The organism is Enterococcus gilvus ATCC BAA-350 (assembly GCF_000407545.1).
GTDB lineage: Bacteria > Bacillota > Bacilli > Lactobacillales > Enterococcaceae > Enterococcus_A > Enterococcus_A gilvus.
The window spans coordinates 352281-376083 of sequence record NZ_ASWH01000002.1 but is presented as its reverse complement, the minus strand read 5'-3'; the positions used below and the strand labels follow the sequence as shown (position 1 = coordinate 376083).

The following is a 23803-nucleotide window of genomic DNA, read 5'->3' as shown; positions in this document are numbered from 1 at the left end:
TCCTCCGCCTCTGTTTACAATACTTTATTTAAGAAATCCTGTGTCCGGCTGTTTTGCGGATGCTCGAAGATTTCTTCTGGTGTCCCCTCTTCTTGAATGATGCCGTCCGCCATGAAGATCACACGGTCCGCTACCTCTTTTGCAAAGCCCATCTCGTGGGTCACGACGACCATCGTCATGCCTTTTTTGGCTAAATCCTGCATAACCGCCAACACTTCGCCGACCATTTCCGGGTCAAGGGCGGAGGTTGGTTCATCGAATAGCATCACATCTGGATTCATTGCTAAAGCCCGAGCGATCGCCACCCGCTGCTGCTGCCCGCCAGACAAACTCGCAGGGTAGCTGTCTGATTTTTCCTTCAAACCTACTTGATCCAACAGGGCTAATGCCTGTTCTTTGGCCTTTGTCGGATCTTCTTTTTTGATTTTTACTGGCGTGATCGTTAAATTCTCTACTACACTCATATGCGGGAATAGATTGAAGCTTTGAAAAACCATGCCCATTTTTTGGCGAATTTGATCGATGTTGCTGTCGGGTGCTGTGATATTTTGCCCCTCGAAAAAGATCTCGCCAGAAGTCGGCTCTTCTAAAAGATTCAAGCAACGCAGAATGGTACTTTTCCCGCTTCCTGAAGGACCGATGATGACTACCACTTCGCCTTCTTTGACCGTTAAATCAATGGCTTTTAAAACTTCATTGTCGCCAAAACTTTTCGATAGTTGTTTTACATTAATCATTTAAGCCCATTCTCCTTTCAACTAATCCCAATAGACGGGAAATACAGAAGGTCATTACGAAGTAAATCAGCGAAACGAGCACGTAGGGTAAGAACGGCTTGAAGCTGGCTCCTTGTACGACTCCTGTTTGGAAGATCAGCTCGGACACCCCGATGACTGAAACAACTGAGGATTCTTTGATGATCGTCACGAATTCATTACCTAATGCTGGGAGAATGTTCTTAATGGCTTGCGGGAAAACGATAAAACGCATCGCTTCTTTTTGATTCATCCCCAAGGAACGCGCCGCTTCCATCTGACCTTTGTTCACCGCGTTGATCCCGGCACGGACGATTTCTGCCACATAAGCCGCACTATTTAACGAAACGGCGATACAGCCGGCTAGAAGTTTGGATAAATCTAGACCTAATACGCCTGTCCCAAAGTAAACGATAAAGATCTGAACCAATAGCGGGGTTCCCCGAACATATTCAATATAAATTACTGCAAGAGCCTTCAAGATCTTGCTTTTGCTTAACTTCATCAACGCCAGCAAGCTACCAAAAATCAATCCGAAGAGTACACCAACAAATGCTAATAAGAAGGTATATTTCGCCCCATTCAAATAGTATGGACCGTATTTTTGCAAGAAAGATTGGTCTCCTTGAAACATTAATTCATTGGCATCTTTTTGATAACCTTTCAGAAGGTCTTCATCATTGATCGTTTTGATTGAGGCATTGACGTGCTTCTTCAATTCTGGGGTGTTTTTTGACATCGCGATCGCGGTCACTTTTTCACCTTGTTCAAATTTCACTGGTGCCAGCTCCACATTGTCGCTTTGCTGTACATAGGCTTCAGCTACTGGCTGCTCCAGCACAACGGCTTCCACTTTTTTATTCAGCAAATTATTCACTAGGTCGGGCACTTTTTGCAGAGAAGTTGGTTCTGCCCCCGTCATTTCATTTTTGACGAGGTCTTCTTGTGTCGTTTGTTTTTGAGCTCCGACGGCTAACCCGTCAAAATCAGCGGTCGTTTTGAATCTGTTTTTGTCTCCTTTACGAACCAATACCTTTTGCTGAACGACAAAATACGGATCAGAGAAGTCTACTTCTTTTAACCGTTCCTCAGTAATAGACATCCCTGAAATAACTAAGTCGATCTTTCCAGTCTTCAAGGCACCGAGTAATGCATCAAAACCGAGCTCTTCGATTTTTAGTTTGACCCCCATATCCTTTGCGATTTTCTCTGCAATCGATATGTCAAAGCCAACGATTTTATCTTTTCCATCCACTTCTGCGTGGAATTCATAAGGCGCATAGTCTGCCGATAGACCAACGACCAATTCCCCGCTTTGTTGAATGCGTTCGTAAATTTCATCTTTTTCTGCTCCTTGTGCGGTTGCCGGCAAAATGCTCAACAACACGAACAGCACGGTGATCAACGCACCTATTTTCTTCTTCATCCGTCCCACTCCTTCTTCCTATCTACTGATTCACTCTTTTCAATGCAACCATCAATTTTGATCCTTATTCTTTGATCCGCGCGATTAAGGCTGTTGCAAGGTCGCAGGTGGAAAGACCTCCTGCCGACACTTTATGAATAATAATATAACTATGCAGATATTTATAGAATAAATATTCAAAATCAACTTGCATTTATACTACCACAACTATTATAATAAAAAAAGATTTATCTAAAAAAATAATGAAAGAAGTTTTTCGATGACCAAACAGTTGATTGTACGTGGTGCACCACAGGAATATGAACTAAAAATCAATGCCTGGAATTCCTTAGAATCCCACCTAAATAGAAGAAAGATCACAAACATTCTCGTCCTCCATGGCGACACCTCTTGGAAGGCCGTAAAACCCTTTTTCCCTGAGCTATCAATAACAAAAACGTTTCATTATTATGGCGGTCAATGTACGGATTCTGCCGCTGAAGAATTTGCGTCTTTATGCAAGAAGGAACAGTTTGACGGTATCGTGGCAGTCGGTGGCGGAAAAGTGGCTGATTTAGGAAAGTTTGTCGCGTTCAAAGCACAGCTGCCGATCCTTATTTTGCCAACGTTGGCTGCAACCTGCGCCGCTTATACCCCATTAAGCGTCGTCTATGATGAGGCGGGCGTTATGCTCCGGTATGATATTTTTCCAAAGGCCAGTGATCTGGTTTTGATCGATCCCACCATTCTTTTGCACTCCCCTCGTGAATTGATGATCGCCGGGATCGGTGACACGCTCGCGAAATGGTATGAATCTCATGCCATCATTTCTCAACTGGAGGTACTTCCTGTCGAGGTTCAAGTCGCAGCCTTTGCTGCTGAAAAGTGCCGCGGGATTCTTTTAGAAAAAAGTACCGACGCATTATCAGCAATGGCGAAAAACGAACTGAATCAAGCCTTCGTCGATGTCGTTGAAGCAAACATTCTACTTGCGGGCATGGTCGGCGGATTTGGCGATGAATATGGGCGGACAGCCGGCGCGCACTCGATCCACGATGCGTTGACCGTTTTGCCTGAGAGCCATCAGCAGCTTCACGGGAATAAAGTCGCCTACGGAATTTTAGTGCAATTGATGATCGAGGACAATCTAGCAGAGATCCAACGGCTGCTCCTGTTTTATCACCAATTGAATTTGCCAACGAGTTTGGCTGATATGTCCATGGAGTTGTCAGAGGCAGACTATCAAGCCGTGGGGGAACGTGCTTGTGCCCCCGGTGAGATGATCCATTTAATGAAGGAAACGGTCACACCAGCGCTCGTCATTGAAAAAATGAAAGCTCTGGAGTCCTTGATGAAAAAATAAGAAAGCGGAACTTGTTTTGACAAGTTCCGCTTTTTTGGTCTAGCTTTAAAAAAGTGCAAAAAAAAAGATACGAATGAAACGTATCTTTTTTAGAAAAGTTTCCCAGTTCTAATGGCAAAAACAGATTAGAACATTTCAGTGATGCCTCAGTGGTAGTTCAACACATGCCACTACAAGCTTTTTACCCTCTCTATACTCTTTTTGATTATTCATAGATATGTCAGAGAATAAGAGCATTTTGCCCCTTTTCTGTCCCTATTTTTATTCTTAATAATTTGTTCCCCTTTACAAACAGAACAAACGTTCGTACAATGAACTTACAAATTTAAGGAGTGAGCTACTATGAATAAAGAAGAATTTAAGTTTTTCCTTCAAACTAATTTAGACAATTATGATCAATTTATTCTTGATGGTATTAAATTTTTTACGAGTAAGTATTCTGGTGATTCTGAAAAAGCGAAGGATCGTATTACTAATTTTTGGAATGAAAACGTAAATACCTTTTATGCTGTAGCCAGAGCAAATATATTGAAGGATCCCACTCAAGGCATTTCCTGGGGTGAATACATTGGATCCAATAATGTTTTAGAACAAATTAACGAGGGGATTAAAAATGTAGATTTTTCTTTTTTGGAAAATGAAGACCATTTATATAATAAATTCGACGAAAGAGGTCATAGAATAACTACCTATGAAGGGTTTACTGGTTATATTGCCGAAGACATGAAGGAATACTTTTATGAAATGTATTTCCAACAGGATTGGGATGTTGTCCCTGGTCACTGGCCATCTATGGAAACGAAACAAGATGTTGATGATTGGATTAATAGTATGTCTGAAATGATGGAACATGTTATGGACAGAGTTAAGAGAAAAAAATAATAATTTTAGGAGTGATTACATGCAATCAATAACAGGAACAGTTAGTAAAGTTAAAATTTTGAAAATGTCAGAACGTCCCCTCGTCTATTTTAAGCTTGATGTTACTAGCTGCTTGATTGCTGGTCACTCGTTGAATTTTCTTGCAGATGTAGAGGATGTAATGCGGATCGCTGTTGCTGGGGAGTTCAATAGTAGGAAACAGTTTGTGGTGAAGAAGTATGCGGTAATTGGCAAGACGAAGATCATGATGGAGTTTGAAATGATGAGAATATAAATACCCACTCTCTAGTAAGGGTAAAGAGTGGGCAAAAGAAAGTGAGAGTGGACTACTCTCTACTTAATAGTTTATCACTTTTAGGTTTCAGTGCAATAAAAAACAGGCACCTTTCGCCAGGGTGCCTGCCCTCCCTAAAAGGGAGTAGAAATGGATAGTTTCTGAATGTTAGTTTAGCATAAAACGGTTTCATAAACAAGAATTATACGATGTAAATGGATCATTGACCGGTTTTAAAAGTATGTTAGAATTTGATTCGAGTAGAGTCCAGCGAAAGAAGGTAGAACATGAAGGCTAGTGAATTTCTAAAAAGACTAACGGAAAATCCTTTTCACGAAGAATATAAAGGGATATATACACAAGTGGGCAGCACCCTTGTGCCTTTGACTACTGCTAAACCTGATGATGAAGGAAACTTAGTATTTTTTCATCTGAACAAAAAATCACCTATGAGTATAAAAACTTTCTTCTCAATTTTATTAATATACAAAAATAAAAACGTTTTCTATTGGAGTAATCAAAAAATTTCTATTTATAGTTACCGAATAAATCGTGGGAAAATCATTGTATAAAAAAAGAGCACCCGATTACTCGGATGCTCCTTGCAGAAAATAAAGATTTTCTTGGATTGGTTTTATTATACAGTGTAACGCTTACATGTGCAATAGAAAAAAGACCTTAGCTCTGCTAGGGTCTTCTAACTAAGGTACTCTTCCCAATTCTCAGGAAAACCTATTTTATCAATATCTATATAATCTTCATAAATACCAATCAAGTTAGCTAGATTGGTTTTAAACATTCCAAAATACTCGGTATCCAAGCAAATTTTATAGCATATATAAATAGCTACGAACGCTCGATTATTTAAAATTCTACTATCTTTTTTTGATAACTGCGCTTGTATTGGAAAAATCCTGTCATATATTCTCCCATTATGCGCACATACATTTCTAGTAACCGATAGAACATAAATCCAATTTGAAAGATAAAAACTACTAAACCCATAATTTTCTTTCGAAATCTTATTTCTCAAAGATCGATTTATGTTGTAAAAAAATTTTGATAATGATCCAAAATCAGACATCTCCATTGCAACCCATATAGGAAAAATGTTATCGTAATTTTTTATGTAATGGTCCGTATATAATTCTCTTCTCTTCGAAGATTGAGAAGTTAATTGTTTAAATTTTTCTAACCAACTCTCATGAAAATCCAGCCTTTCAAAGTTAGTAGGATCATAAAAACCAAGCGGACTAGTCTCCAAAGCAAAATCTCTAGCAATAACAGATTTCAACTCTACTTCGACATGTTCAATTATTTGAAATAGCAACAAACGAAACCTTTCGTCAAATCGATAATTCTGATAGATAGTAAAAAATGTCACGTTTTCCATGAATTTATCTTTTGATTTGTAAAATGGTAGGCAGTAACCTTTAAATCTAAAATACCCGATTTTTCTCAAAGACGATATTGCAAATGAACGGTCTTCAATTATTAAACCTCTATTTTCCAGAATGTCTACTTGCTCCTCAATTGTCGTTGCGCATCTATCATATTTCATATGATTATATCTCCTAAATATAAAAACGTCCCCGCTTGGGACACATTGCTAAGAGGTGTGCGGGGTTCTATTAATTATATTAAACTACAAAAAACTTACGCTGTCAATTGGCGAAAGCTCTTTATAACCAGTTTTCATAAATTTTACATTTAATTTCATTTACGTACCCCACAGGCCTCGAACCCGCATCTTCCGATATGAACCGGAGTATTCTACCAAATGAACTAAGGGTACTCTTAAAAGAACTATGATTATTTTTCCAACATGTTACAATACAGAAATAGAACGTCAGATTTCCCCACAGTCCACTTCCCCAAGTAACTGTATCTGACGTTCATTTTTTTGGGCGAGTGACTTCCCATGACAATAAACTTACTCATAAAACGTTTACTTTGCAAATGATACACTCATGACAAAGTGATACACTACACAAAGAAACAACCAGCCCGCACACGACTGGTTGCCGATCAAGATGAAACTTAGTTATGAAAGAAGTAAGGTTTAACGAAAACCTTATCTATATTTATACCTCTGTGCTTGGATTTTTGCAAGCGGTCTCTTCTTATTTTCTAACTTATTGATATAAAAATAAACGCCCTTGCTTGCTTAGATATTTATTATTTTTAACCTTAAATGTATATGATTTGCTTTAACTTTTGAACTACTACTATAATATGATTAGAAATAAAAGGAGGGCTTTATTATGACAGACAAAGGTTTTACGGACAAAGCTAAGGGTAAAGCGAAAGAAACCACAGGAAAAGTAACTGGTGACAACAAAAAGAAAGCGGAAGGCCTACTTGATCAAACTGTTGGTAAAGTAAAAGAAGTAGCGGCAGACGCAAAAGAAAAAGTTGAAGATATCACGGATGACGTTAAGAAAAAATTAGACAAATAATTGAATCTACAAAAGTAATAAAAAAACAAACACCCTCTACAGCCATAATTGTTGTAGAGGGTGTTTTAGTTCTAATACTTAAATCCCTTAATATGTGCTGGATTAATGCCAACATCCTTTGCTTTACCCATCTCTTGAATTTCCTTCAATACAATAGGCGCATCATGATCATTGAAGCCTTCGCCTTTGATGCGAACGTCATAGGTTCCATAAGAATTCGCTTCTGCGTATGTTTGACCATCTAATAAGATGTCTTTCAAGAAGTTGCGCATATGAACATCAAATGGATTTTTCCCAGTAAAGGCGCTTGCTGGCATATTGCGCGCTTCGATTCGAATAGTAGGCTTATCTCCATCTGGAGTTACGATATTTTGTTGCATGTATCCAGGATAGTAAGATTTAAGCTCTTGCTTAAGACGCAAAACACTCTTGTCACAACGTGCTTTGTTTCCAGTCTTAATCACTAATGTATAGCGGCCATCGTTCTGTTTAACAGCTTTGACTTGTTCACGCAGTGTGGTCCATGCGTAATTTGTTTGCGTTCTTTGAACCATTTTTACCGCCTGATCTTTGGTGACATTATCGATCGCAATGCCGTTTTTGTTTCCGGTTGGTTGAGGCTTAGGTGCAGGATTTGGTGTAGAACCATTCATGTATTTTTGAATTTGAGCAATAAAATAATCTTGCATGATTGTCCAATCTCCATGCACCGATACCGATCTATGCGGACAGGCGGTAGCTGAGAATTGTTTGTGCAAGATTACTGTATTTCTATTCGGTTGTAGTCCATAGCGTTTTAAAATTTCAGCAGCTAATTTTACTGAACGATCTTCATTATTTCTGAATGTATCTAGATTCCCCATAGATTGACAAGCTTCTATCCCTATATAATTTGCATTGCCATTCGCATTCGCTGTATGCCATGCCATATTGGCTTCATTCTCAACTTGTAAGATACCGTCACTACAAACATACCAATGGGCGAAACCCAGCTCTGCATTATGACTTGGCAACCAATTTCTATAAAAAGTAGTAGTAGCGCCTTGGGAAGCTGCATCATTGTGTATAACCACTCCATAGGGATTTCTTCCACGGCTGCCTGCAATACCTGACATTAATTGCATGTTAAGCCACCTCCATCAATTTATGATTAGGGAGAGATAACATGTATTCTCCTGCTTGAACCTTCGTAAAAATGTCATTCGAACGGAGAACCTTATACTTCCCGTTTAACTTGAAAAAATCTCCAACAGTAAATCCATCAAATTCTTTTTCGATCCCTTCCGAAGTGATTTCCGAAAATCCATTTTCTATATAGGTATCTGTGACTTCTACGCCACCTTTTCCGAAAGAATCTAATTCAACGAATTCGTCACCAACTTCTTTCACAATAAAACTGCCAATTGCTGTGACAAACTTCCCTTCTTCAAACATTAGTCATTCCCTCCTAAATTCAATAGTTTTGTAAAGACTTGATGTAACCCTGTAGAGGCTAACCCGCTCACTGCACCATAGACAATGGATTCCACACTGACGCCATTCATTACTGCGCCTAATGCAGCTCCTAACACCGCTACGATCAATGGGATATATAAATTAGCCAATTTATTAAATAGTGGTGTCGCTTTAATTACGTAGCCTACGATCAAACACGCGACAACAATTACCGGTACAAAGTTTTCTGTAATAAAAGATAGATCCATGTTTATCTTCCTCCTAAATATTTAAGTAGCTCCATAATAAATGCAAAAATAACCGCTGCAGACCCGCCAATACCTAAAATCATTTTCCAAAGATTTTCCGTATTTAGTCTCTTTAATTCATCCGAACGCTTTTCAGCGTCCGTGTTACGCGTCAGAATCGCATTTAGAATTTCATTGTTCTGTCTCATCTGTTCGGTGTTTTGTTCTCGCAAAAACTTATTTGATTCATCTACACGAATCAAACTTTCATCCATTGTTTTTTGCATTGCTAAGGATCGCTCGTTCAATCGTTTAATATCTTCGTCATGTTGTTTAAGCTTGTTTTCATGCTCCTTCACCTGCGTTTCTAGTTCCATCCACTTGGCTCCCCCTTCCAATCAAAATAAAAAGCACACTCGAAAGTGTGCTACTCTGCCAATTCAGGTAAATCCATATCCACCAAGATTTCTTTCACTTGTTCGCGGATCAGACCAGGTACTTGTTCGATCGTCTTCTTACCTTTGATAATCAAAGTCGCATAGACTACTGCCATTGTATTCACCTCTTTTCTGAGCAAATAAAAAGCAATCTTAATCCGCAATGTCTGCATCCAAGATCGCTTGTACTTCTTTTCTAATTGTCTTTGGTACTTCCTCAATAGTTTTCAGACCTTTCTGAATCAAATTGACGTAAATATTTGCCATTTATTTAGCCTCCTTGTTTGCAGGAACCAGCATTTCATAAACTTCGGCTATCGCTAGTTGTGTATCCGTCATTTGGATTGCTTGCTCTTCAGCCGCCTTCTTAAGCTCCTCGTTTTCTCTTTGAACTGCTTCTGTTAAGGTTTCAAGAAGTTCCAATTTCTGTGAATAATCTGGAGTGACGACTTCTTCCCATTTATTTTTAGAGAAATTATAGAACTGAGATTGCGGATTTTTCAAATTCTGAAGCGGCACATCTTCCACAAACGGAATAGAAGTTGGAAAATCATCTGCAACCTCGTGTTCCTCGTAACCTACTGGATATAGGACCTTATAAATAGTTTTCATTTCTTTCCTCCTATAATTTATTCTTCGCAAAGTACATAGCAGAGCCAGCATAATAACTATTCGCATTAAGCCCCCATAAAGCTGTCAATTTACCAGACGTTTCTACAGTTACTGCTTTATCATCTGTAATATCTATTTGAATGGAATTAGTAGGAAGGATATCGGATTCTAATACTCTGATAATATTCCCTCCTGAAGCAATATTTACGCTTTTGCACTGGAAATTAAAATTAACCAAGATAAAATCCCCAAAACGAATAAACCTTATCATTCCAGACTGAATAGCGGAATCGGTAGCGCTCGTATGATCATAAGTTTGTAGTCCATTTTGGGAAAGAACATTTCTTCCCCCAACTTGAAGACCATTCGCAAAATTCTTGATTCCCAATACTGTTTCATTTTCAGTCAAAGATACGAACTTGTCTTTCGTCCATTTAGCAATTGCTTGAAAGACTCGCAGAGGAGTCATCGTTTTGGAATTATTCGCACCGGTTTCTGCCTCTTCTTGTGTCGCTAGATTTTCTAGGTGATGAGTCTTCATCAATGCTTCAATCACTTGTTTCGCAGAAATTTTCATTTTCACTTCAAGCGTTGCGTAGTCGCTGTAAAGTATAGAATAAAGGTTCCCATCCGACTTGGTAGAATAAATTAAGCTATCAATTTGCCCCGCCGAACTAATCATGTTACGAATTTTTTCAACGTCTGTTAATTGGTCAGTTATTTTTGAAATTTGAGAAGTGGTGTTGCCAGAGCCTTGGGCCTCTAATAAACCAGAAACATAAAATCTATGGTCTAGTTTGTTTCCGCCAGACCCAGTGCCTCTTCCGTAAATAGTTGATTTCACAGAAGTGATCTTTTGCCTTAAGTAATCGATTTTTTGATTGTTATCATCCGTTTCAAAGAGTAAAGGGATATTTTTATCAATAAATTTTACTAATTCCCAACGCAGCCTGACTTGAGCAATCGCTTCATTCGTAATAGTTGACACAGTTAACAATTGATTATCAAGAACAGCAAGACGATCATAGTAGGCTTGCGTCCCCTCTGATCCACTTATTGTAAACGGCATCAACGCATTTGAAACGTTGTAAAACATTTTGTTAGGATTTTCAATATCAGATTTAGCAATTTTATTACTGTAATCTAGTGTTATAGTAATTTCAGCTTCATCACCTAAAATCTGGTAGACCACGTTTGCGGAACTTTCCGCTTTCGTTAATATGTCATATTCTTCTACCAAATTTATTATTTCCATTTGCTTTTCTTGTAAACTTAGGGTTTCGCCTGTCATTTTTTCCAACTTAAGTAAAAGATCGTTGTACATTTGATATATATACTCGTATTCGATTTCTTTTGCCTGAAAAAAAGTTTTGAATCTTTCTTCGAAGTCTATAGTTTTATCTCCAAATTGCTTTTCAAAATCTTCTAGCAATAATTCTAGGAGTCTCACATAAACAGTTGCGTGTTCTTGATTAATATCTGAATTTTTAAGAACATCCACATAGAAATCTTGGAACGTAACCCTATTTCCATCTGCATCTGTTAACTGGAAGTACGCTCGTTTGAATTCACGGATAACACTAAAATTTTCTTTTGTAAAGGTATACCTGATTTTTCCGTTTTGACCATCGATGATTTCTGGAACTCCATCGGTGTACTGACCTTTTGAATTTGTCCCAACAAAAAGCAACTCATGATTTGAAAAAATTGAATATGGAGTTTTTCCATCAGCTTGAAGTAATTCAACGTCAATAACAGTCAATTCTCCATCACCATGTCTACCAACAACACGTTGTTTTCGATATGGTGATGCTTTGTTCTCAGTAAGTATCAATTTTATATTACTCAAGTTTTCACCTCCCTATTTTGCTAGATAAAATCCTGTCCCGAGATAGTAAGAATTCCCTTTTAAACCCCATTCAGTACGTACCGACTGATTTTGAGCATCAATAACTAAATCTCCTGTTCCTGTTAAAGAAATATGGGAACTGAAATCTACTTCCAAGTTAGATGGTATTTTATTTATAATATTATCCTTTGGTTTGAGTCCCCCATCCTTAGTTTGAAAATTGCAATGTACAACTACTAAATCCCCTGCCCTAATAAATCTAATCTGACCATTTTTTATTGCAGGATCACTATTTTTAGTTCTATCAACAATGACATAACCTTTGTAGTTTCCCTCGTTCAGCTCGTAATTAACATTAGATCCACTTGAACTAAAACTGCATAGTGAAAATGTGTAGATTTTATCCCCTTGATTGAGGTTTCCATTAATTAAAGAAGGTACCCATTCCAAGTTTACTTGATTATTTGTCCACGTATATAAATCTGTTGCAGGATCATTCTCCAAATCTGGGACTACCTCCTGAGTCAAATCTATTCTTAAAACAATGTATCCATTTGCATTTGCAGGGACCGTTATTGATTGCGCCTCTTTTAAATAAATAAATCGTCCTTGGACCAAGGCACACCCGGCACCAACAGTAATATTTAAACCGCTTTTTGAAAGTCTAAGTTCTTGTTCATATCCTTTGATTACGTAATTCCGTCGTTGTGCTAATGAATGGTATAGCTTAGCATCATTTGCTGCACTGATTTTTACATTATCAAATTGAAAACCATCTACATTTTTTGTCAAATCTCTCACTCCTAATTTTCGTCAAAGTAATCACTTACCCTACTTCGGATATTTCCGAAGGTAAGTTTGATTGATCTACTACTGCTGCTTATTTTCCAAGCACTTAATACGGATTTATAAAGCTTTTCTTTCACGGTCACATCAAATAATAATCCTGTTTGCAGATCTCTTATATCGAAATTTTTAGAATCCAAGATAATACTGACATTAATTTCGTGACTATAAGCGTTTCCTTTAAGCTCTGAGTTCGCTACTTCCTCATAAGTTGCCTTATCTTCTTGCTCAGTATCATAAATAGATACAATACTAACAGTAGGTTTTATAATGCCGACATTTGTCTTATCAGTTGTCAATTCATTTTGATCATCCAAATAATACGTTGAAAGGATTCTTGGATCCTCAATATCAGACATCTTTTTGTCTACAATCAGCAACATATTCTCATTTCCGTTACCCGGCTTTTTGATAAAAATATTCCAATCAAAAAATTCGCTTGAATTATCCTTAATCTGTTTCTTTGTATCGATTCGCTTGATACTTGAAAAAATCTTTCCGTCTTTAATTTCTTCGAAAGTCCATTTTATATTGTACTTTTTAAATGCGTTACGGAGGTAACTATTTAATTTTCTAGATGTAACTTCCGTTGCTTGATAACTATGATTCGTATTTGTTTCTGTAACTACAGATAAAATTCCAGAAAGATTTTTCGTTGAATCATTCAAAAGATACTTCTCTATCAAACGTTTGAAGTGACCTTCAAAACTTGGGCCGGTCGTCTTGCAAGTCGGAAAACTACTATCGCCAAGCGCTTGGGCTAAATCCCTACAACGTATTTTTGTATCTTCTTGCGAATCAATTACACCAAAATATAGAATCCTACTACTTTCAAAATCTTTTGCTAGTAAATAATCACCTTTTTCAATTTGCACAAACTTGTTTAATTCAAATTCGCTAACCCAATTGGAGGAAATTTCATCAATTCCAAAATCGAATTCTTCACTAAGGTATTCTTCTTCATATTTCGATAGATCAAACCTATATAAATGAATTGACAAAATCAAAATACATCACACTCCTCATACACTTCGACCGTAACCTCTGCATTTGCTGTATGAAAGACTATAGAAGAATTACCAATAGGCATATGAACAAAATTGGTCTTTGTATGATCTTGTTGCTGATAAACAGAAGAAATATTTTCTTGCGAATCATAGAGAAGAGCAGTTCGTTCTTGAAAAAGACTAGAAACAACCAAAGTTTGCCCTTCTTCTAAGTTCAAGAAGAAGCCATCACTAGCGACAAGTTCTCCCTCTTTAAATATTTCCCAATACGGATTTTTACATTCTCCTGAAACTGTTACTCTTACAGGAGAAGTGCGAATATTATTATTAAAAAGATAAACAGAATCATTTGAAATTTTGAAAGTTCCGGTCTTCTCATTGGCATTTTGAGTGTAAACATATGGAAAAGTAAATCCATAAATTTTCCCTCTAGTATATATTTTTTGATTACTTTGCAGGATTTCTGCCTTTTTTATTTCATACCAAGGGGTTAGGTATTCAAGTATCAAAGATTCTTTAAGTAATCTACCAAAAGAGCGTTCAGATTTACTTAACTGTTTTAATGCAACATTTCTGAATTTCTCACCAGCATCGCTCGTGTACTTTAATACAATAGGCGGATGAGATAGAAACTTAACAAACTCAAGATAAATACGATAAGTTTCTTGGTGATTATGCAGTCCATAAATAATATCTATTTTGAACTCTTCAAAATCTGCTTCGCACTCAATTAATCTCTGATGGCCATTTGACCTATTGAACTCATTCTTAATTGAAATGCCAAGGCCTTCCGGATCAACACTCAGAAGGCCTTTCTTGTTATTTAAGGAAATAGCATCGCCATCCCCATTAGTTAGTTCAAATTCTCGACGCATACTATAACCCCTTTCTTACAATTTCTTTCGCTATTGGTTCAGCTAACTCTTTCGTTACTTTTTTCTTATCAATATGAATCGATGGATCTTTAGCAGCAATTTCGGATAGTAGTTCATTATTGATCTTTAATAAATTAATGACCTCATTTAAATCAGTTCTCCCTCCAGATGAAGAATTGACCAGATTTCTTGCAATAAGTGTATCCATTCCCATCATTTCAGCTAAATCAACAGTCATATTTGATGCGAGACTATTAAGCCCGATACTGGCTGAATCAAGGATATTTGACCCATTATTTACCATAAATGAGATTGCTTGACCGATTAACTCAACTGCTCGTGCCGGTTTAGTGACAGGTAGAACAACCTCTGGTTTTCCTTTTTCTCCCGCCCTGTATAAACCGTCTTGTGTAATCCAACCTCCGTTTTCATAACCGTGACCATGACCGATAACTCCAAGCATGTCAGCTCCATAGCGATTTTTTGCATATCGAATAGCAGCCAACATATTGTCAAAGCCTTTCATAATATTACCGTAACCAGCAAAGGCATTTGCTAAAAATGTTCCTCTTTTGGTTTGCAGTAATCCAATTGCCGGCCCAGATCCGTCACCATCTGGATCTGCACCTGGTTGAATAGCTTTTTCATTCCCACTAGATTCGCTCTGAATCTGAGATAACCATGCGTTGACATACGCTTGCGAAGTTGGTAGTTGATTCATTTTCAGTGCCTTCTTTAGATAGGAGCGCCAACGCTCAACTCCTGAACCGCCTAAAGTAGGAAGTCCTCCAGCAACGTCTGTCCCGGCATTATATACACTGCCAGCACCTAATGAACCATTTAAATGTATGTGGTCATAATGATCATTGTCTGGCCATGGGACCCATTGTCCTGTTGCAGCTTGACCTGACATCCCCACACGGTCACGTACTCTACCATTCGTAATCACATAAGCAATCTGTTTAGGGAACTTCTCAAATGCCCAGTTGGCAGCTTCCGTGTATCGTGGGCTTCCGTACGGATAACCGGAAATATCTAACGCTTGATGCTTACCATGCCAATAAGGATCACCCGGTCTATAACCAGAAGTAATAGTTAGTCCTCCGAATTTTGACATGACCTTTTGTGCAATATCCACTAAGTATTGGTATACATTGTTGGCATTCATCGCTCCATCAAAGCTTCCGCCACCATACGCATCCTCAACTTGTTTTTGTGAAAAAGGATAGGCCGCACTTGTCATCAACTTAACGCCTGCTTTTGTCATGTTTCTCCAAGGTTCTACGATACTGTTATAATCTACACGCTGATCAACAAGTTTTTTGAAGGCTCCCTCATCATCTATGAGGTCGAAAATATCAAAATCGCCAACACCATCTTCATATTTAGGAACAATATTTTGAAGAGTATTTCTTACTTTCAACACACGTTCGCTCATCGTGGCATTAAGAACTTTCGCACCTTTTTGCAACCAAACCAAAGAATTTCTACCTTTTGCCATAAACGTGGAACCATCGGGATTTTGAACAATCTCTTGATACTTGGATCCTTTTTGGTCATTGATCAATGCAGGACCGTCAGCAGGGTGCCCATCAGTTCCTTTTGCATATTGTGGAACAGTCCAGTTTCCTAACTTCTTGTCGGATTCAACCTCTTTTAGAACGTAGTTAACACCGCCGATAACCCCATTAACACCTTTACCAATACCACCAACCATCTTATTCGCAACGCTATTCATTGTTGCAGATAGAGAACCGCCCATAGAATTAATGCCGTCTATCAACGATTGCATCAAAAAACGTCCAGCGCTATTAAAGCCGCCCGACTTCGATCGTAAATTATTGATAGCGTCATTTCCAAGTTGATTCACACGATTTATGAATGTTTGATAAAGTGAGTTCCAACCATTTAGTAGATTTTGAAGCCATGTTCTACCAGTCTGGAACATCGCATTATAAAAGCTTCGCAATAGATTCAATACTTGATTGCAGAAATTTCTCACAGTCGTAATGAATGTTGAAAAGAGACTATTCCATCCATTCAACTTGTTCTGCATCCAGGTTCTTCCCATTTGATAGTTTGGATTATTTTGATTAGTTATTAACGTTGCGTATTGGGCAATGAAAGTCTGAACACTGGTAATCATTGCTGGTAAAACAGAGATCCATCCATTCATGAAGTTAGTTAGCCAATCGGCGCCCTGAGTGACCATTGAAGGGCTAATTGAACTAAATTGTCCTAGAATACCATTAGCCGCATTTAAAGCTGTCTGGAGCAACTGTGGCGTTGAATCCGCCATGCCTTGATTACCAGCTTTTGAAGCTTGTTGAGCTGACGCCTGCATTTGAGTAGCATCAGGCATTCCGTAGCTTTCAGTCGCAATAACATCACTTGATAAACCAATAGGTTCAGAATCTTTAACTGCCTTAGTCATCATGTCTGTCATAGTTGAAATAGCATTTTCGACAATAGGCAAGCCTTTATCGATTCCGACTGCTACGCCTTCAGGAATCCATTTTGCAATACCAATCATTACACGAGATGGAGATTTGATTTTCAGCTTATCTTTAAACCATTTGCCCACATTCCCAGCAACATCGGTTACCGATTTCTTAATTGAACTTGCCGCATCTGTTATCCCTTTAACGATACCACGGATAATATCTTTACCGATTTTACCCCATTCAATATCACCAAAAGCTTTAAAAATTGCGCCAATGACTTGCGGTAACATCTTAACCAGAACACCAATTGTGTTCAAAATACCTTTTCCAAGAGCTAGTAGTATTTTGACACCTGCCGCTATGATCGTTGGTAAATTCTGAATCAAGATCGCTACAATCGTGATGATAAGCTTAAGTGCTGTTTCAATGAGTTTCGGTAAAATTTGAATAATACCTTGGATCAAAGCACCCAAGATTTTAATTCCTGCCTCGATTAATTTTGGAAGGCTTTGAATCAATATTGTCACTATCGAAATAATCAATTTGAAAGCTGCTTCCAATAATTGAGGAAGTACCATCATAATCCCACCAATTAGTGCGACTAAGATATTCATACCTGCCTCAATGATCTTTGGAAGGTATGTAACTATTAGTGTAAGGATCATTTCCACAACAGATATGACAGCGCTAATTAGGTTTGGAAGCATTTGAATAATTCCAGTAATGATAGAAGTCAAAATCGTGATACCGGATTCAATCAACTGAGGTAGAACTGAAAGTAAAGTTTCAATAATTGTCTTTGAAATCGTAAATGCGATTGTAATAGCTGCTTGAGCTAAGGGTACGATTGTCTGCATAATACCTTGGATAATTCCACCAAGAATATTTATGCCAATTTCAATCATTTTTGGCAAAATCTCAGTAAATGAGGTAACTAAGTTTAATATAACTTCGGATACTTTCTCTAAGAGTTCAGGAATAGAAGTCCCCATGCCCTCAGCTAATTTCGAAATCAAGTTGCTGCCCGTTATGATCAAACCGGGAATTCCACCAATAAGAATTGCGATAATCTTTGGTAATAATTGTTTGAAGATTTCCATTAGAGGTCCAAAGTCCCCATCAAATGCTTTATTGATCGCCTCTTTGAATTGAGCAAACTTCTCTTTTGTCCCATCGACAAAGTTTCTGATTCCCTCGCCTAATCGATAAATAACTTCAAGTTGTTTATCACTGAATGAATCGCCCAGAAGATTCTTCAACCCTTCAAAACTTGTTATATTTCCAGATACAACAAAACTTAAACCGCTTAGGGCTCGTTTGATTAGTTGAACAATTTCATAAAACTTTTCAAAACGTTTTATTGTTTCTGGACTGAACATGCTGGAGTTGATAGCATCTGAGAAGGAATGAAGATCCAACCCACCAGTTAGCACATCTTTGACAATCTTGAATCCATTTTTGAGTTTTTCCAAACCCTCATGCATGACAGTAATACGATCCATGGTCTTATTTACAGAGTCTTGTGGAAGTATATCTGACAAAGCTAACTTTAAGTCTTCATACTGTTTTCGATCTCCACCATTTAAGATTTGATCAAAACTAGATTTAATGATTGTTGCTGAAGTTTGTACTTTTTCAGTCGCCGCTTTTTTTAAATTATCGAACGCTTTGTGTAGAATGGTCAATCGATCGACTATTGCAAAAGCAGTTTCCTGCGGAAATAACTGAGATAACGTTTGTTTAAGTTCTTCAGTTCTTCCTCGATCACCGCTGGAGAAAATCATTTCGAAGCTACCTTTGATCGCGCTTGCGGCAGTACTTACTCTTTCACTTACGACTTCTTTGAATTTGGCAAATGCTTTATTCATGGAAGTAAGTCGATCGATAATCTCATTGGCGATTTGTTGTGGAAGAATGCGACTTAAATTTTGTCTTAATGCTTCAGTCTTCTTACGATCGCCACCAACAAAAATGAGTTGTAATGAACCCTGAATTGCACTAGCAGCAACAGAAAATGTTTCGCCGAGCTTTTTCACTAAATTAATCAATGGAGCTACTAATTGTCTGAACTTTTCGGAACGTTTGTAGAGATCAGTTATTGCGACTGCTAAACCTATTACGGCCGCTGTAATGATAATAAATGGATTTGCTGATGCAATTTCAACAAATTTCAAGAGCCATTTACCGAATTTTATCAGTGTTGCAAACAGTAATACTAACCCGCCATATGAACTCATAGCAGCAAATAATCCTTTAATAATAGAAATTACAGGGTTTGCTGATTTACCAATTTTTTCCAATGCTTTAGCAATCGAAGCTAATACTTCTTGGACTTTTTCAGATCCAATCGTATTATCTCTAAATAATTTCATTGAAGCGGTCGCAGAACTTAATGCATCAATCGCAACTTTTTTGAAAGGTTCTAATCCTTTAACAATAGTTGTAGTGATAGCCGTTCTGAAATTGGCCATTGAACCAGATAGAGTATCTCCAGCGGTTTTAGCCAGACCTGCCATCTTAGCTGTTGTACCGGCTACTCCAGTCGTTCCTTCTTCAATACCCTTACGAAGATTTTCAATAGCATCTCCAGCAGAAAGGGTTCCATCAGAAACAGCTTCTTTCATATCGGTTACAGATTTTTGGCTAGCATTTGCTAATATCTGCCAAGCAGGAATACCAGCATCAACCAACCTATTGATATCGTCAGCATAGACAACGCCCGCAGATTGCATTCCAGCAATCGCGCTTGTAATCTGATCAATTGATTCAGCACCATTACCAACGCCGTAAGCAGCATCGGCGATTGCCTGGAACACACCTTTTACTTTCGTGCCTTCCATACCAGCTGCAACCATTTTTTTCGCACCCATTGCAACATCATTCAGTGCTATTGGTGTTCCTTCAATTGCAGCAGCTAGATCATCCATGACTGTTTTGGCCATACCGGCACTGCCAGTCAGAACAGTTAATGATTTAGTCGCTGTATCAATTGTGTCAATACGATCAATAGCTCTGCCTATAGAATCCCTTAGAACATCAAAAACTTTTGCGACGATTGCGATCGAAGCTATTGAACTTGCGATATCCTCAATTGATTTTTTTGCATTCTTTGAAGGATCGTCAACGCCAGACTTTATTTGATTTTTAATATTTGGAAAAATGGATTTGGCACGGTCTAGAACAGATTTAAAACCATTTGACAGACTATTTTTGACAGAGTTAGCAGAACTGCTAGCATGATCAGCAATTGATTTCACGCCATTTTTTACAGATTGCCAAATATTTGATGTAACATTGGGAATGTTCTTTATCCCATTAATAAATCCAGTCTTCATGTTTGAAGCAACATTCGCTGCCTTAGAAGGAAGTTGAGATAGTCCATTTCCGATTTTTGATACTGCACCGGCTGTTGAATTAACAACAGAATTAAATCCAGTTACAAAAACATCCTTTGTCCTATTTAAGACTTGATTTGCTTTTGTAGGGATAGACTGTATCTGTGATATTGCTTGATTTTTTGCTTGAGCAAAGCCTGAGCTAACAAAACCAGTAATAGATTTCATCGCGCGTTGAATAGTGCCTGGTAGTTCAATTACCTTATCTACCGGTTTCTTGATCAAGTCTAATAATGAATTTCCGATTGTCTTGAAGCCATTTTTCAGATCAGTAAAACTTGATTTCAAATTCGAAAGACTGCTTTTCATAGAAATGACTAGTGCTTGATTCATCGCTTTGCTGTCTTTCGTCATTTCCGAGTAAGACAGTTTTGCATCGCTTTTAATCTGTTCGAAATTCTTTTTCGAATCAGCCGATAAACTTGCATTTGCACTTTTCATTTTCTGTGTCATAGATTGAAAGCCTGTCGAAACTGTTTTTGCAGATTGGCTACCTTTTTCGCCTAGATCCTTTGCAGTCTCGACTGTATTACTAATTCTACTTGCCAAATCAGTCGCAGCTTCACCAGTTCTTGTGAACCAATTAAAGAACGTGGCAACTGCTTTCTCTGCTGGTGCGGAATCCGCCGAGATTTCTATATAGGCACCGCCAACTTTAGTTCCTTTACTACCTTCTGACATTCGCTCAACTCCCTTCTATATGTATTTTTTATTGGTATAATATTTATAGTTAATTTTCTTTGAAAGAAGGTATTATCATGTTAAAGTCGTTAGAATTTTGGAATTTTGTAATTGCCTTACTTGCTTTAGTCGCTGCAATTTATGCAATCATTTATACTCATCTTCAGAATAAAGTTGAAATCGATATCGTTGACGGTTTCTATGATCGAAGGAAAAACGATCCCTTTCTTTTGGGATTTACTGTACAAAATCTTTCATCCTCAACACTTCGATTAATCGAGTTAAACATTACTGATTTAAGTAATAAACCTCTAAATTTAATTAGTGACTTTGAACCAACACAAACTTTTACCACTATAAATAATGGTTATGGAATAAATGAAACAAAGATTCCCGATATAATTGGTCAGTATTGGTACGCCAATCCTTTTGAAAACTACGTAAATTTGCAGCCAAATTCAGAGACGTATTTCAGCTACTACGTAAATCCAATAACACCAAAAATTAAAGTTAATTTGACTATTTCTCGATCTGGCATTTTTAAAAAGGACCAAAATATTGAATTACTTATGTCTCTTAAAAAAATGAATTAGGTACAAAAGACAAATTAGCGTTAATGAGCTGATTATCATTGTGGCGTATTGCATTGATTCATCCCCATTCTTTGTTTTTTTTGAACAAACATCACTTTTCTTTTTCGTATCAAGAAATATTTCTGACTGCTTCGTGTTGGTACCAATGGATTGGAGCAAATCACTAATTTCTTTTAGTTCAGCTTCAACCATTATTTTCATTGTTTTTGCTTCCTTGCCACCATTGAGTTGTGTCAATACCATCATTGTTAGCAGACTCGGTTAGCTGACCTTTCGACTTTTCAATCGCTTCTTCATAAGGCTTCATCAAGATTGACTCATAGCCATCTCCACCAGTCAGGTTACTCATGAACATACTCACTGAATCAACTATCGCCATTTGAATTTCGTATTGTCTTGACCGGCGTGAATTATACTCTCTCTTGTTTCCCCATTCGTATTTTCTTTTCAGCCAACCGAACGTCTGATCTAATACATATTCTTCCGAAAAAGAATAGAAGTAAGAAACATATTGAATTTGTTCAATTAAGCTTGTGGCGAAGGATTCAATGGCACTACTGATGCTTTGCCCGTTTCTTCCGTATGTTCCTTCTGAGTCGCTTCTTTCACTTCTTCTTTGCTCATAGTGCGGAATTTCGGGCGAATCTTTTTTATCAAAGATGTTAATTTTTCAATAGGCGTATTGGCTAAAAATTCAGCAACAATCAATGAAGTGTCAAAGAAATCCATTTCTTCTGTTTCCTCAGCGGTTTTATCCAAAAGAATTGCCAAAATTTTAGCAATTTTTTCATCAGGTACTTCAGAAAGGAAAAAATCGACTCCTTCTTCAACTGTTGGAAACTTAGTATTAAATAAAGGATTCCCTTTATCATCCTTTTTTTGTGTTCCATCATCATCCAAAATTGGATTTACTTCTGTATGATCTTTTCGCCAATCCGTAAATTTGCTGTAGATGATCATTCCATCTCCTGCAACAAATTTGACCAGCTGCAATACCTTCTTGTTTGTTAAACGTGGAACAGGAATTGTACTTCCATCACCTAAAACCACCATTTTCATTTCAGTTACTACACTATTAATTTGATTTACTGTTGTATTTTCAGTCATATTCTTCTCCTTTTTTTAGACAAAGCAAAAGGCCCTGCAAAATTGCAAGGCCAAAAAGTTACATTACTTGTTCGATTTCAATGAATACATTCTCATCTTCTGGTAGATCGTCTTGAGCGAATGATGTAAACGAAACAGGGAGAGTTGCTTTTTCTTTTCCATGATTCGTTTCAACATTATCACTGATTTTAACTTCATAATAATGAACCATCAAGAATGATTCATCCTTACGTTTAACAATTAAGGTCAGGCTGTACGAATCTACAGAAGTTGGTGCACCATATGAGATTGTTTTGGTCCCTAGCTCTTCGACAGGGGTAAGTGTATCAGTCACCGTATACGAAGCTGTTACACCTTTCTTCAAAGTTATAATATCTCCAGAAACTTGCGCAATCGCAATGGTTTCATCACCGATTTTAGCAAATTTAACTGTTTCAAAATCAACACCCTTATCAGCTGCAACTTTAATTTTTCTAGTTCCTTTATTCACTGCAGCTGCAAGCGTCGCTGGTGTTCCCAAAACTGCTGCCGTTTCAGTAATATTACCACCTGCCCAAGCCAAAGCACGGTTATCGATTGAAGTTTCCATCAATGTAGTACCAATAGTATTAGACCAGCCTGAAATTGTAGTATCAATCGGCGTAACTGATTGATCGATTGTAACTTCTTCGGTTTCATTCCCGCGAGAACGATTGATTCCTTCGTTTGTACCACCTAAATCACGAAATCCAGGTTTCAACTCATATGTGTCCATATCCATAATATCTGAAATTTTAGTTGGACGAACCTCAGTGTCTTCTCCAATGATTAATCGTCCAGCGCCACCTTGAATATCTTTTTTATTAAAACGATAAAATTGATCTTTAGCCATTATTTATCTTCCTCCTTCTTTTCAACTTCTTCATAACTCCATGACGAGCTAGAAAGTTTCAGTTTTTGTAATTTCGTTTTGGTCAATTCAAGAATTTCTCCATGAATAATCTCGTTTGGAATTCCTTGGATTTTTACTTTTAATGTTGTGCCATCTCCAGAATTCGATTTAGCTATTACTTTAACTTTTGATTCCTTGGTAGTTGAGTTTACTTGTTTTGATTCTGATTTTTTTTCTTGTTCTTTTCCTGCCAAAATGATTCCTCC

Annotated in this window: 25 protein-coding genes and 1 tRNA gene; 6 read left to right on the top strand and 20 right to left on the bottom strand. The window is 37.6% G+C overall.

Annotated elements, in window-relative coordinates; all coding sequences use genetic code 11:
- Positions 1–14: 14 nt before the first annotated feature.
- Together I592_RS16915 and I592_RS16910 are read right to left on the bottom strand one after the other, a co-directional pair.
- The gene (locus I592_RS16915; protein ID WP_010779362.1) at positions 15–737 is read right to left on the bottom strand and encodes an amino acid ABC transporter ATP-binding protein; all 723 of its coding nucleotides are present in this window, start codon (positions 735–737) and stop codon (positions 15–17) included.
- A complete protein-coding gene (locus I592_RS16910; protein ID WP_010779363.1) occupies positions 730–2181 on the bottom strand; it encodes an ABC transporter substrate-binding protein/permease in 1452 nt (483 codons plus the stop codon). Before I592_RS16910 ends, I592_RS16915 begins: the two co-directional genes overlap by 8 nt.
- A 259-nt stretch (positions 2182–2440) precedes the next feature.
- Between I592_RS16910 and I592_RS16905 the strand changes: the two genes are divergently transcribed.
- From I592_RS16905 to I592_RS21750, 4 genes are all read left to right on the top strand, one after another.
- Complete coding sequence (locus tag I592_RS16905) at positions 2441–3523, top strand: iron-containing alcohol dehydrogenase family protein (RefSeq protein WP_010779364.1); 1083 nt, start codon at positions 2441–2443, stop codon at positions 3521–3523.
- A gap of 342 nt (positions 3524–3865) precedes the next feature.
- Positions 3866–4405 (top strand): hypothetical protein, encoded by a 540-nt coding sequence (locus I592_RS16900; RefSeq protein WP_010779365.1) that lies wholly within the window; start codon positions 3866–3868, stop codon positions 4403–4405.
- A 19-nt stretch (positions 4406–4424) separates the two neighbouring features.
- Positions 4425–4679: a hypothetical protein gene (locus tag I592_RS16895; protein ID WP_010779366.1), complete on the top strand. Its 255-nt coding sequence runs from the start codon at positions 4425–4427 to the stop codon at positions 4677–4679.
- Positions 4680–4966: 287 nt separating this feature from the next.
- Positions 4967–5251: a hypothetical protein gene (locus tag I592_RS21750; protein WP_010778461.1), complete on the top strand. Its 285-nt coding sequence runs from the start codon at positions 4967–4969 to the stop codon at positions 5249–5251.
- A 125-nt stretch (positions 5252–5376) separates the two neighbouring features.
- Here I592_RS21750 and I592_RS16885 read toward each other — a convergent pair whose 3' ends face one another.
- Positions 5377–6240 (bottom strand): Abi family protein, encoded by an 864-nt coding sequence (locus I592_RS16885; RefSeq protein ID WP_010778462.1) that lies wholly within the window; start codon positions 6238–6240, stop codon positions 5377–5379.
- A 162-nt stretch (positions 6241–6402) separates the two neighbouring features.
- Positions 6403–6474 (bottom strand) — tRNA-Met (locus I592_RS16880).
- 469 nt (positions 6475–6943) lie between these two features.
- Here I592_RS16880 and I592_RS16875 point away from each other — a divergent pair.
- Positions 6944–7138, top strand: a complete 195-nt coding sequence (locus I592_RS16875) for a CsbD family protein (protein ID WP_010778463.1) — start codon at positions 6944–6946, stop codon at positions 7136–7138.
- A gap of 71 nt (positions 7139–7209) precedes the next feature.
- Here I592_RS16875 and I592_RS21075 read toward each other — a convergent pair whose 3' ends face one another.
- The 12 genes from I592_RS21075 to I592_RS16820 are packed head-to-tail and all read right to left on the bottom strand — an operon-like array spanning position 7210 to position 20966.
- Entirely contained in the window at positions 7210–8262 is a 1053-nt protein-coding gene (locus I592_RS21075; protein ID WP_010778464.1) for a peptidoglycan recognition protein family protein, read from the bottom strand.
- 1 nt (position 8263) lies between these two features.
- Positions 8264–8572 (bottom strand): hypothetical protein, encoded by a 309-nt coding sequence (locus I592_RS16860; RefSeq protein ID WP_010778465.1) that lies wholly within the window; start codon positions 8570–8572, stop codon positions 8264–8266.
- Positions 8572–8841 carry a phage holin family protein gene (locus I592_RS16855; RefSeq protein WP_010738970.1) on the bottom strand — a complete coding sequence of 90 codons (270 nt, stop codon included), beginning with the start codon at positions 8839–8841 and terminating at the stop codon, positions 8572–8574. Before I592_RS16855 ends, I592_RS16860 begins: the two co-directional genes overlap by 1 nt.
- A 2-nt stretch (positions 8842–8843) precedes the next feature.
- The gene (locus I592_RS16850) at positions 8844–9197 is read right to left on the bottom strand and encodes a hypothetical protein (protein WP_010778466.1); all 354 of its coding nucleotides are present in this window, start codon (positions 9195–9197) and stop codon (positions 8844–8846) included.
- A gap of 50 nt (positions 9198–9247) precedes the next feature.
- A complete protein-coding gene (locus tag I592_RS22205; RefSeq protein WP_010746268.1) occupies positions 9248–9373 on the bottom strand; it encodes a CD1375 family protein in 126 nt (41 codons plus the stop codon).
- A 37-nt stretch (positions 9374–9410) separates the two neighbouring features.
- Positions 9411–9524, bottom strand: coding sequence for a CD1375 family protein (locus I592_RS22200; RefSeq protein ID WP_010739627.1), 114 nt, complete (start codon positions 9522–9524; stop codon positions 9411–9413).
- Complete coding sequence (locus tag I592_RS16845; protein WP_010778467.1) at positions 9525–9869, bottom strand: hypothetical protein; 345 nt, start codon at positions 9867–9869, stop codon at positions 9525–9527.
- A gap of 10 nt (positions 9870–9879) precedes the next feature.
- The gene (locus tag I592_RS16840; RefSeq protein ID WP_010778468.1) at positions 9880–11718 is read right to left on the bottom strand and encodes a BppU family phage baseplate upper protein; all 1839 of its coding nucleotides are present in this window, start codon (positions 11716–11718) and stop codon (positions 9880–9882) included.
- Positions 11719–11730: 12 nt separating this feature from the next.
- Positions 11731–12519 carry a hypothetical protein gene (locus I592_RS16835; protein WP_244265204.1) on the bottom strand — a complete coding sequence of 263 codons (789 nt, stop codon included), beginning with the start codon at positions 12517–12519 and terminating at the stop codon, positions 11731–11733.
- 2 nt (positions 12520–12521) lie between these two features.
- Positions 12522–13571, bottom strand: a complete 1050-nt coding sequence (locus tag I592_RS16830; protein WP_010778470.1) for a hypothetical protein — start codon at positions 13569–13571, stop codon at positions 12522–12524.
- Positions 13568–14446, bottom strand: a complete 879-nt coding sequence (locus tag I592_RS16825; protein ID WP_010778471.1) for a phage distal tail protein domain-containing protein — start codon at positions 14444–14446, stop codon at positions 13568–13570. Before I592_RS16825 ends, I592_RS16830 begins: the two co-directional genes overlap by 4 nt.
- Before the next feature lies 1 nt (position 14447).
- A complete protein-coding gene (locus tag I592_RS16820) occupies positions 14448–20966 on the bottom strand; it encodes a tape measure protein (protein WP_010778472.1) in 6519 nt (2172 codons plus the stop codon).
- Positions 20967–21043: 77 nt separating this feature from the next.
- On the opposite strand from I592_RS16820, the gene I592_RS16815 reads away from it, so the two are divergent.
- The gene (locus I592_RS16815; RefSeq protein WP_010778473.1) at positions 21044–21559 is read left to right on the top strand and encodes a hypothetical protein; all 516 of its coding nucleotides are present in this window, start codon (positions 21044–21046) and stop codon (positions 21557–21559) included.
- Between the two features lie 184 nt (positions 21560–21743).
- Here I592_RS16815 and I592_RS22065 read toward each other — a convergent pair whose 3' ends face one another.
- The 4 genes from I592_RS22065 to I592_RS16790 form a co-directional block, all read right to left on the bottom strand.
- Positions 21744–21938: a hypothetical protein gene (locus I592_RS22065; RefSeq protein ID WP_244265203.1), complete on the bottom strand. Its 195-nt coding sequence runs from the start codon at positions 21936–21938 to the stop codon at positions 21744–21746.
- A gap of 146 nt (positions 21939–22084) precedes the next feature.
- A complete protein-coding gene (locus I592_RS16800; protein WP_010778476.1) occupies positions 22085–22666 on the bottom strand; it encodes a hypothetical protein in 582 nt (193 codons plus the stop codon).
- 58 nt (positions 22667–22724) lie between these two features.
- Entirely contained in the window at positions 22725–23537 is an 813-nt protein-coding gene (locus I592_RS16795) for a hypothetical protein (protein WP_010778477.1), read from the bottom strand.
- Positions 23537–23791, bottom strand: a complete 255-nt coding sequence (locus I592_RS16790; RefSeq protein WP_010778478.1) for a hypothetical protein — start codon at positions 23789–23791, stop codon at positions 23537–23539. Before I592_RS16790 ends, I592_RS16795 begins: the two co-directional genes overlap by 1 nt.
- Positions 23792–23803 lie beyond the last annotated feature (12 nt).

What these genes read in the sequence shown, in the direction of transcription:
- I592_RS16875 (WP_010778463.1), top strand. Translation starts at nt 6,944, where the DNA reads ATGACAGACAAAGGTTTTACGGACAAAGCTAAGGGTAAAGCGAAAGAA.
- I592_RS22200 (WP_010739627.1), bottom strand. Translation starts at nt 9,524, where the DNA reads ATGGCAAATATTTACGTCAATTTGATTCAGAAAGGTCTGAAAACTATT.
- I592_RS16910 (WP_010779363.1), bottom strand. Translation starts at nt 2,181, where the DNA reads ATGAAGAAGAAAATAGGTGCGTTGATCACCGTGCTGTTCGTGTTGTTG.
- I592_RS16820 (WP_010778472.1), bottom strand. Translation starts at nt 20,966, where the DNA reads ATGTCAGAAGGTAGTAAAGGAACTAAAGTTGGCGGTGCCTATATAGAA.
- I592_RS16855 (WP_010738970.1), bottom strand. Translation starts at nt 8,841, where the DNA reads ATGGATCTATCTTTTATTACAGAAAACTTTGTACCGGTAATTGTTGTC.
- I592_RS16850 (WP_010778466.1), bottom strand. Translation starts at nt 9,197, where the DNA reads ATGGAACTAGAAACGCAGGTGAAGGAGCATGAAAACAAGCTTAAACAA.
- I592_RS16905 (WP_010779364.1), top strand. Translation starts at nt 2,441, where the DNA reads ATGACCAAACAGTTGATTGTACGTGGTGCACCACAGGAATATGAACTA.
- I592_RS16885 (WP_010778462.1), bottom strand. Translation starts at nt 6,240, where the DNA reads ATGAAATATGATAGATGCGCAACGACAATTGAGGAGCAAGTAGACATT.
- I592_RS16800 (WP_010778476.1), bottom strand. Translation starts at nt 22,666, where the DNA reads ATGACTGAAAATACAACAGTAAATCAAATTAATAGTGTAGTAACTGAA.
- I592_RS21075 (WP_010778464.1), bottom strand. Translation starts at nt 8,262, where the DNA reads ATGCAATTAATGTCAGGTATTGCAGGCAGCCGTGGAAGAAATCCCTAT.
- I592_RS21750 (WP_010778461.1), top strand. Translation starts at nt 4,967, where the DNA reads ATGAAGGCTAGTGAATTTCTAAAAAGACTAACGGAAAATCCTTTTCAC.
- I592_RS16795 (WP_010778477.1), bottom strand. Translation starts at nt 23,537, where the DNA reads ATGGCTAAAGATCAATTTTATCGTTTTAATAAAAAAGATATTCAAGGT.
- I592_RS16845 (WP_010778467.1), bottom strand. Translation starts at nt 9,869, where the DNA reads ATGAAAACTATTTATAAGGTCCTATATCCAGTAGGTTACGAGGAACAC.
- I592_RS16825 (WP_010778471.1), bottom strand. Translation starts at nt 14,446, where the DNA reads ATGCGTCGAGAATTTGAACTAACTAATGGGGATGGCGATGCTATTTCC.
- I592_RS22205 (WP_010746268.1), bottom strand. Translation starts at nt 9,373, where the DNA reads ATGGCAGTAGTCTATGCGACTTTGATTATCAAAGGTAAGAAGACGATC.
- I592_RS16900 (WP_010779365.1), top strand. Translation starts at nt 3,866, where the DNA reads ATGAATAAAGAAGAATTTAAGTTTTTCCTTCAAACTAATTTAGACAAT.
- I592_RS16895 (WP_010779366.1), top strand. Translation starts at nt 4,425, where the DNA reads ATGCAATCAATAACAGGAACAGTTAGTAAAGTTAAAATTTTGAAAATG.
- I592_RS16860 (WP_010778465.1), bottom strand. Translation starts at nt 8,572, where the DNA reads ATGTTTGAAGAAGGGAAGTTTGTCACAGCAATTGGCAGTTTTATTGTG.
- I592_RS16815 (WP_010778473.1), top strand. Translation starts at nt 21,044, where the DNA reads ATGTTAAAGTCGTTAGAATTTTGGAATTTTGTAATTGCCTTACTTGCT.
- I592_RS16915 (WP_010779362.1), bottom strand. Translation starts at nt 737, where the DNA reads ATGATTAATGTAAAACAACTATCGAAAAGTTTTGGCGACAATGAAGTT.
- I592_RS22065 (WP_244265203.1), bottom strand. Translation starts at nt 21,938, where the DNA reads ATGGCGATAGTTGATTCAGTGAGTATGTTCATGAGTAACCTGACTGGT.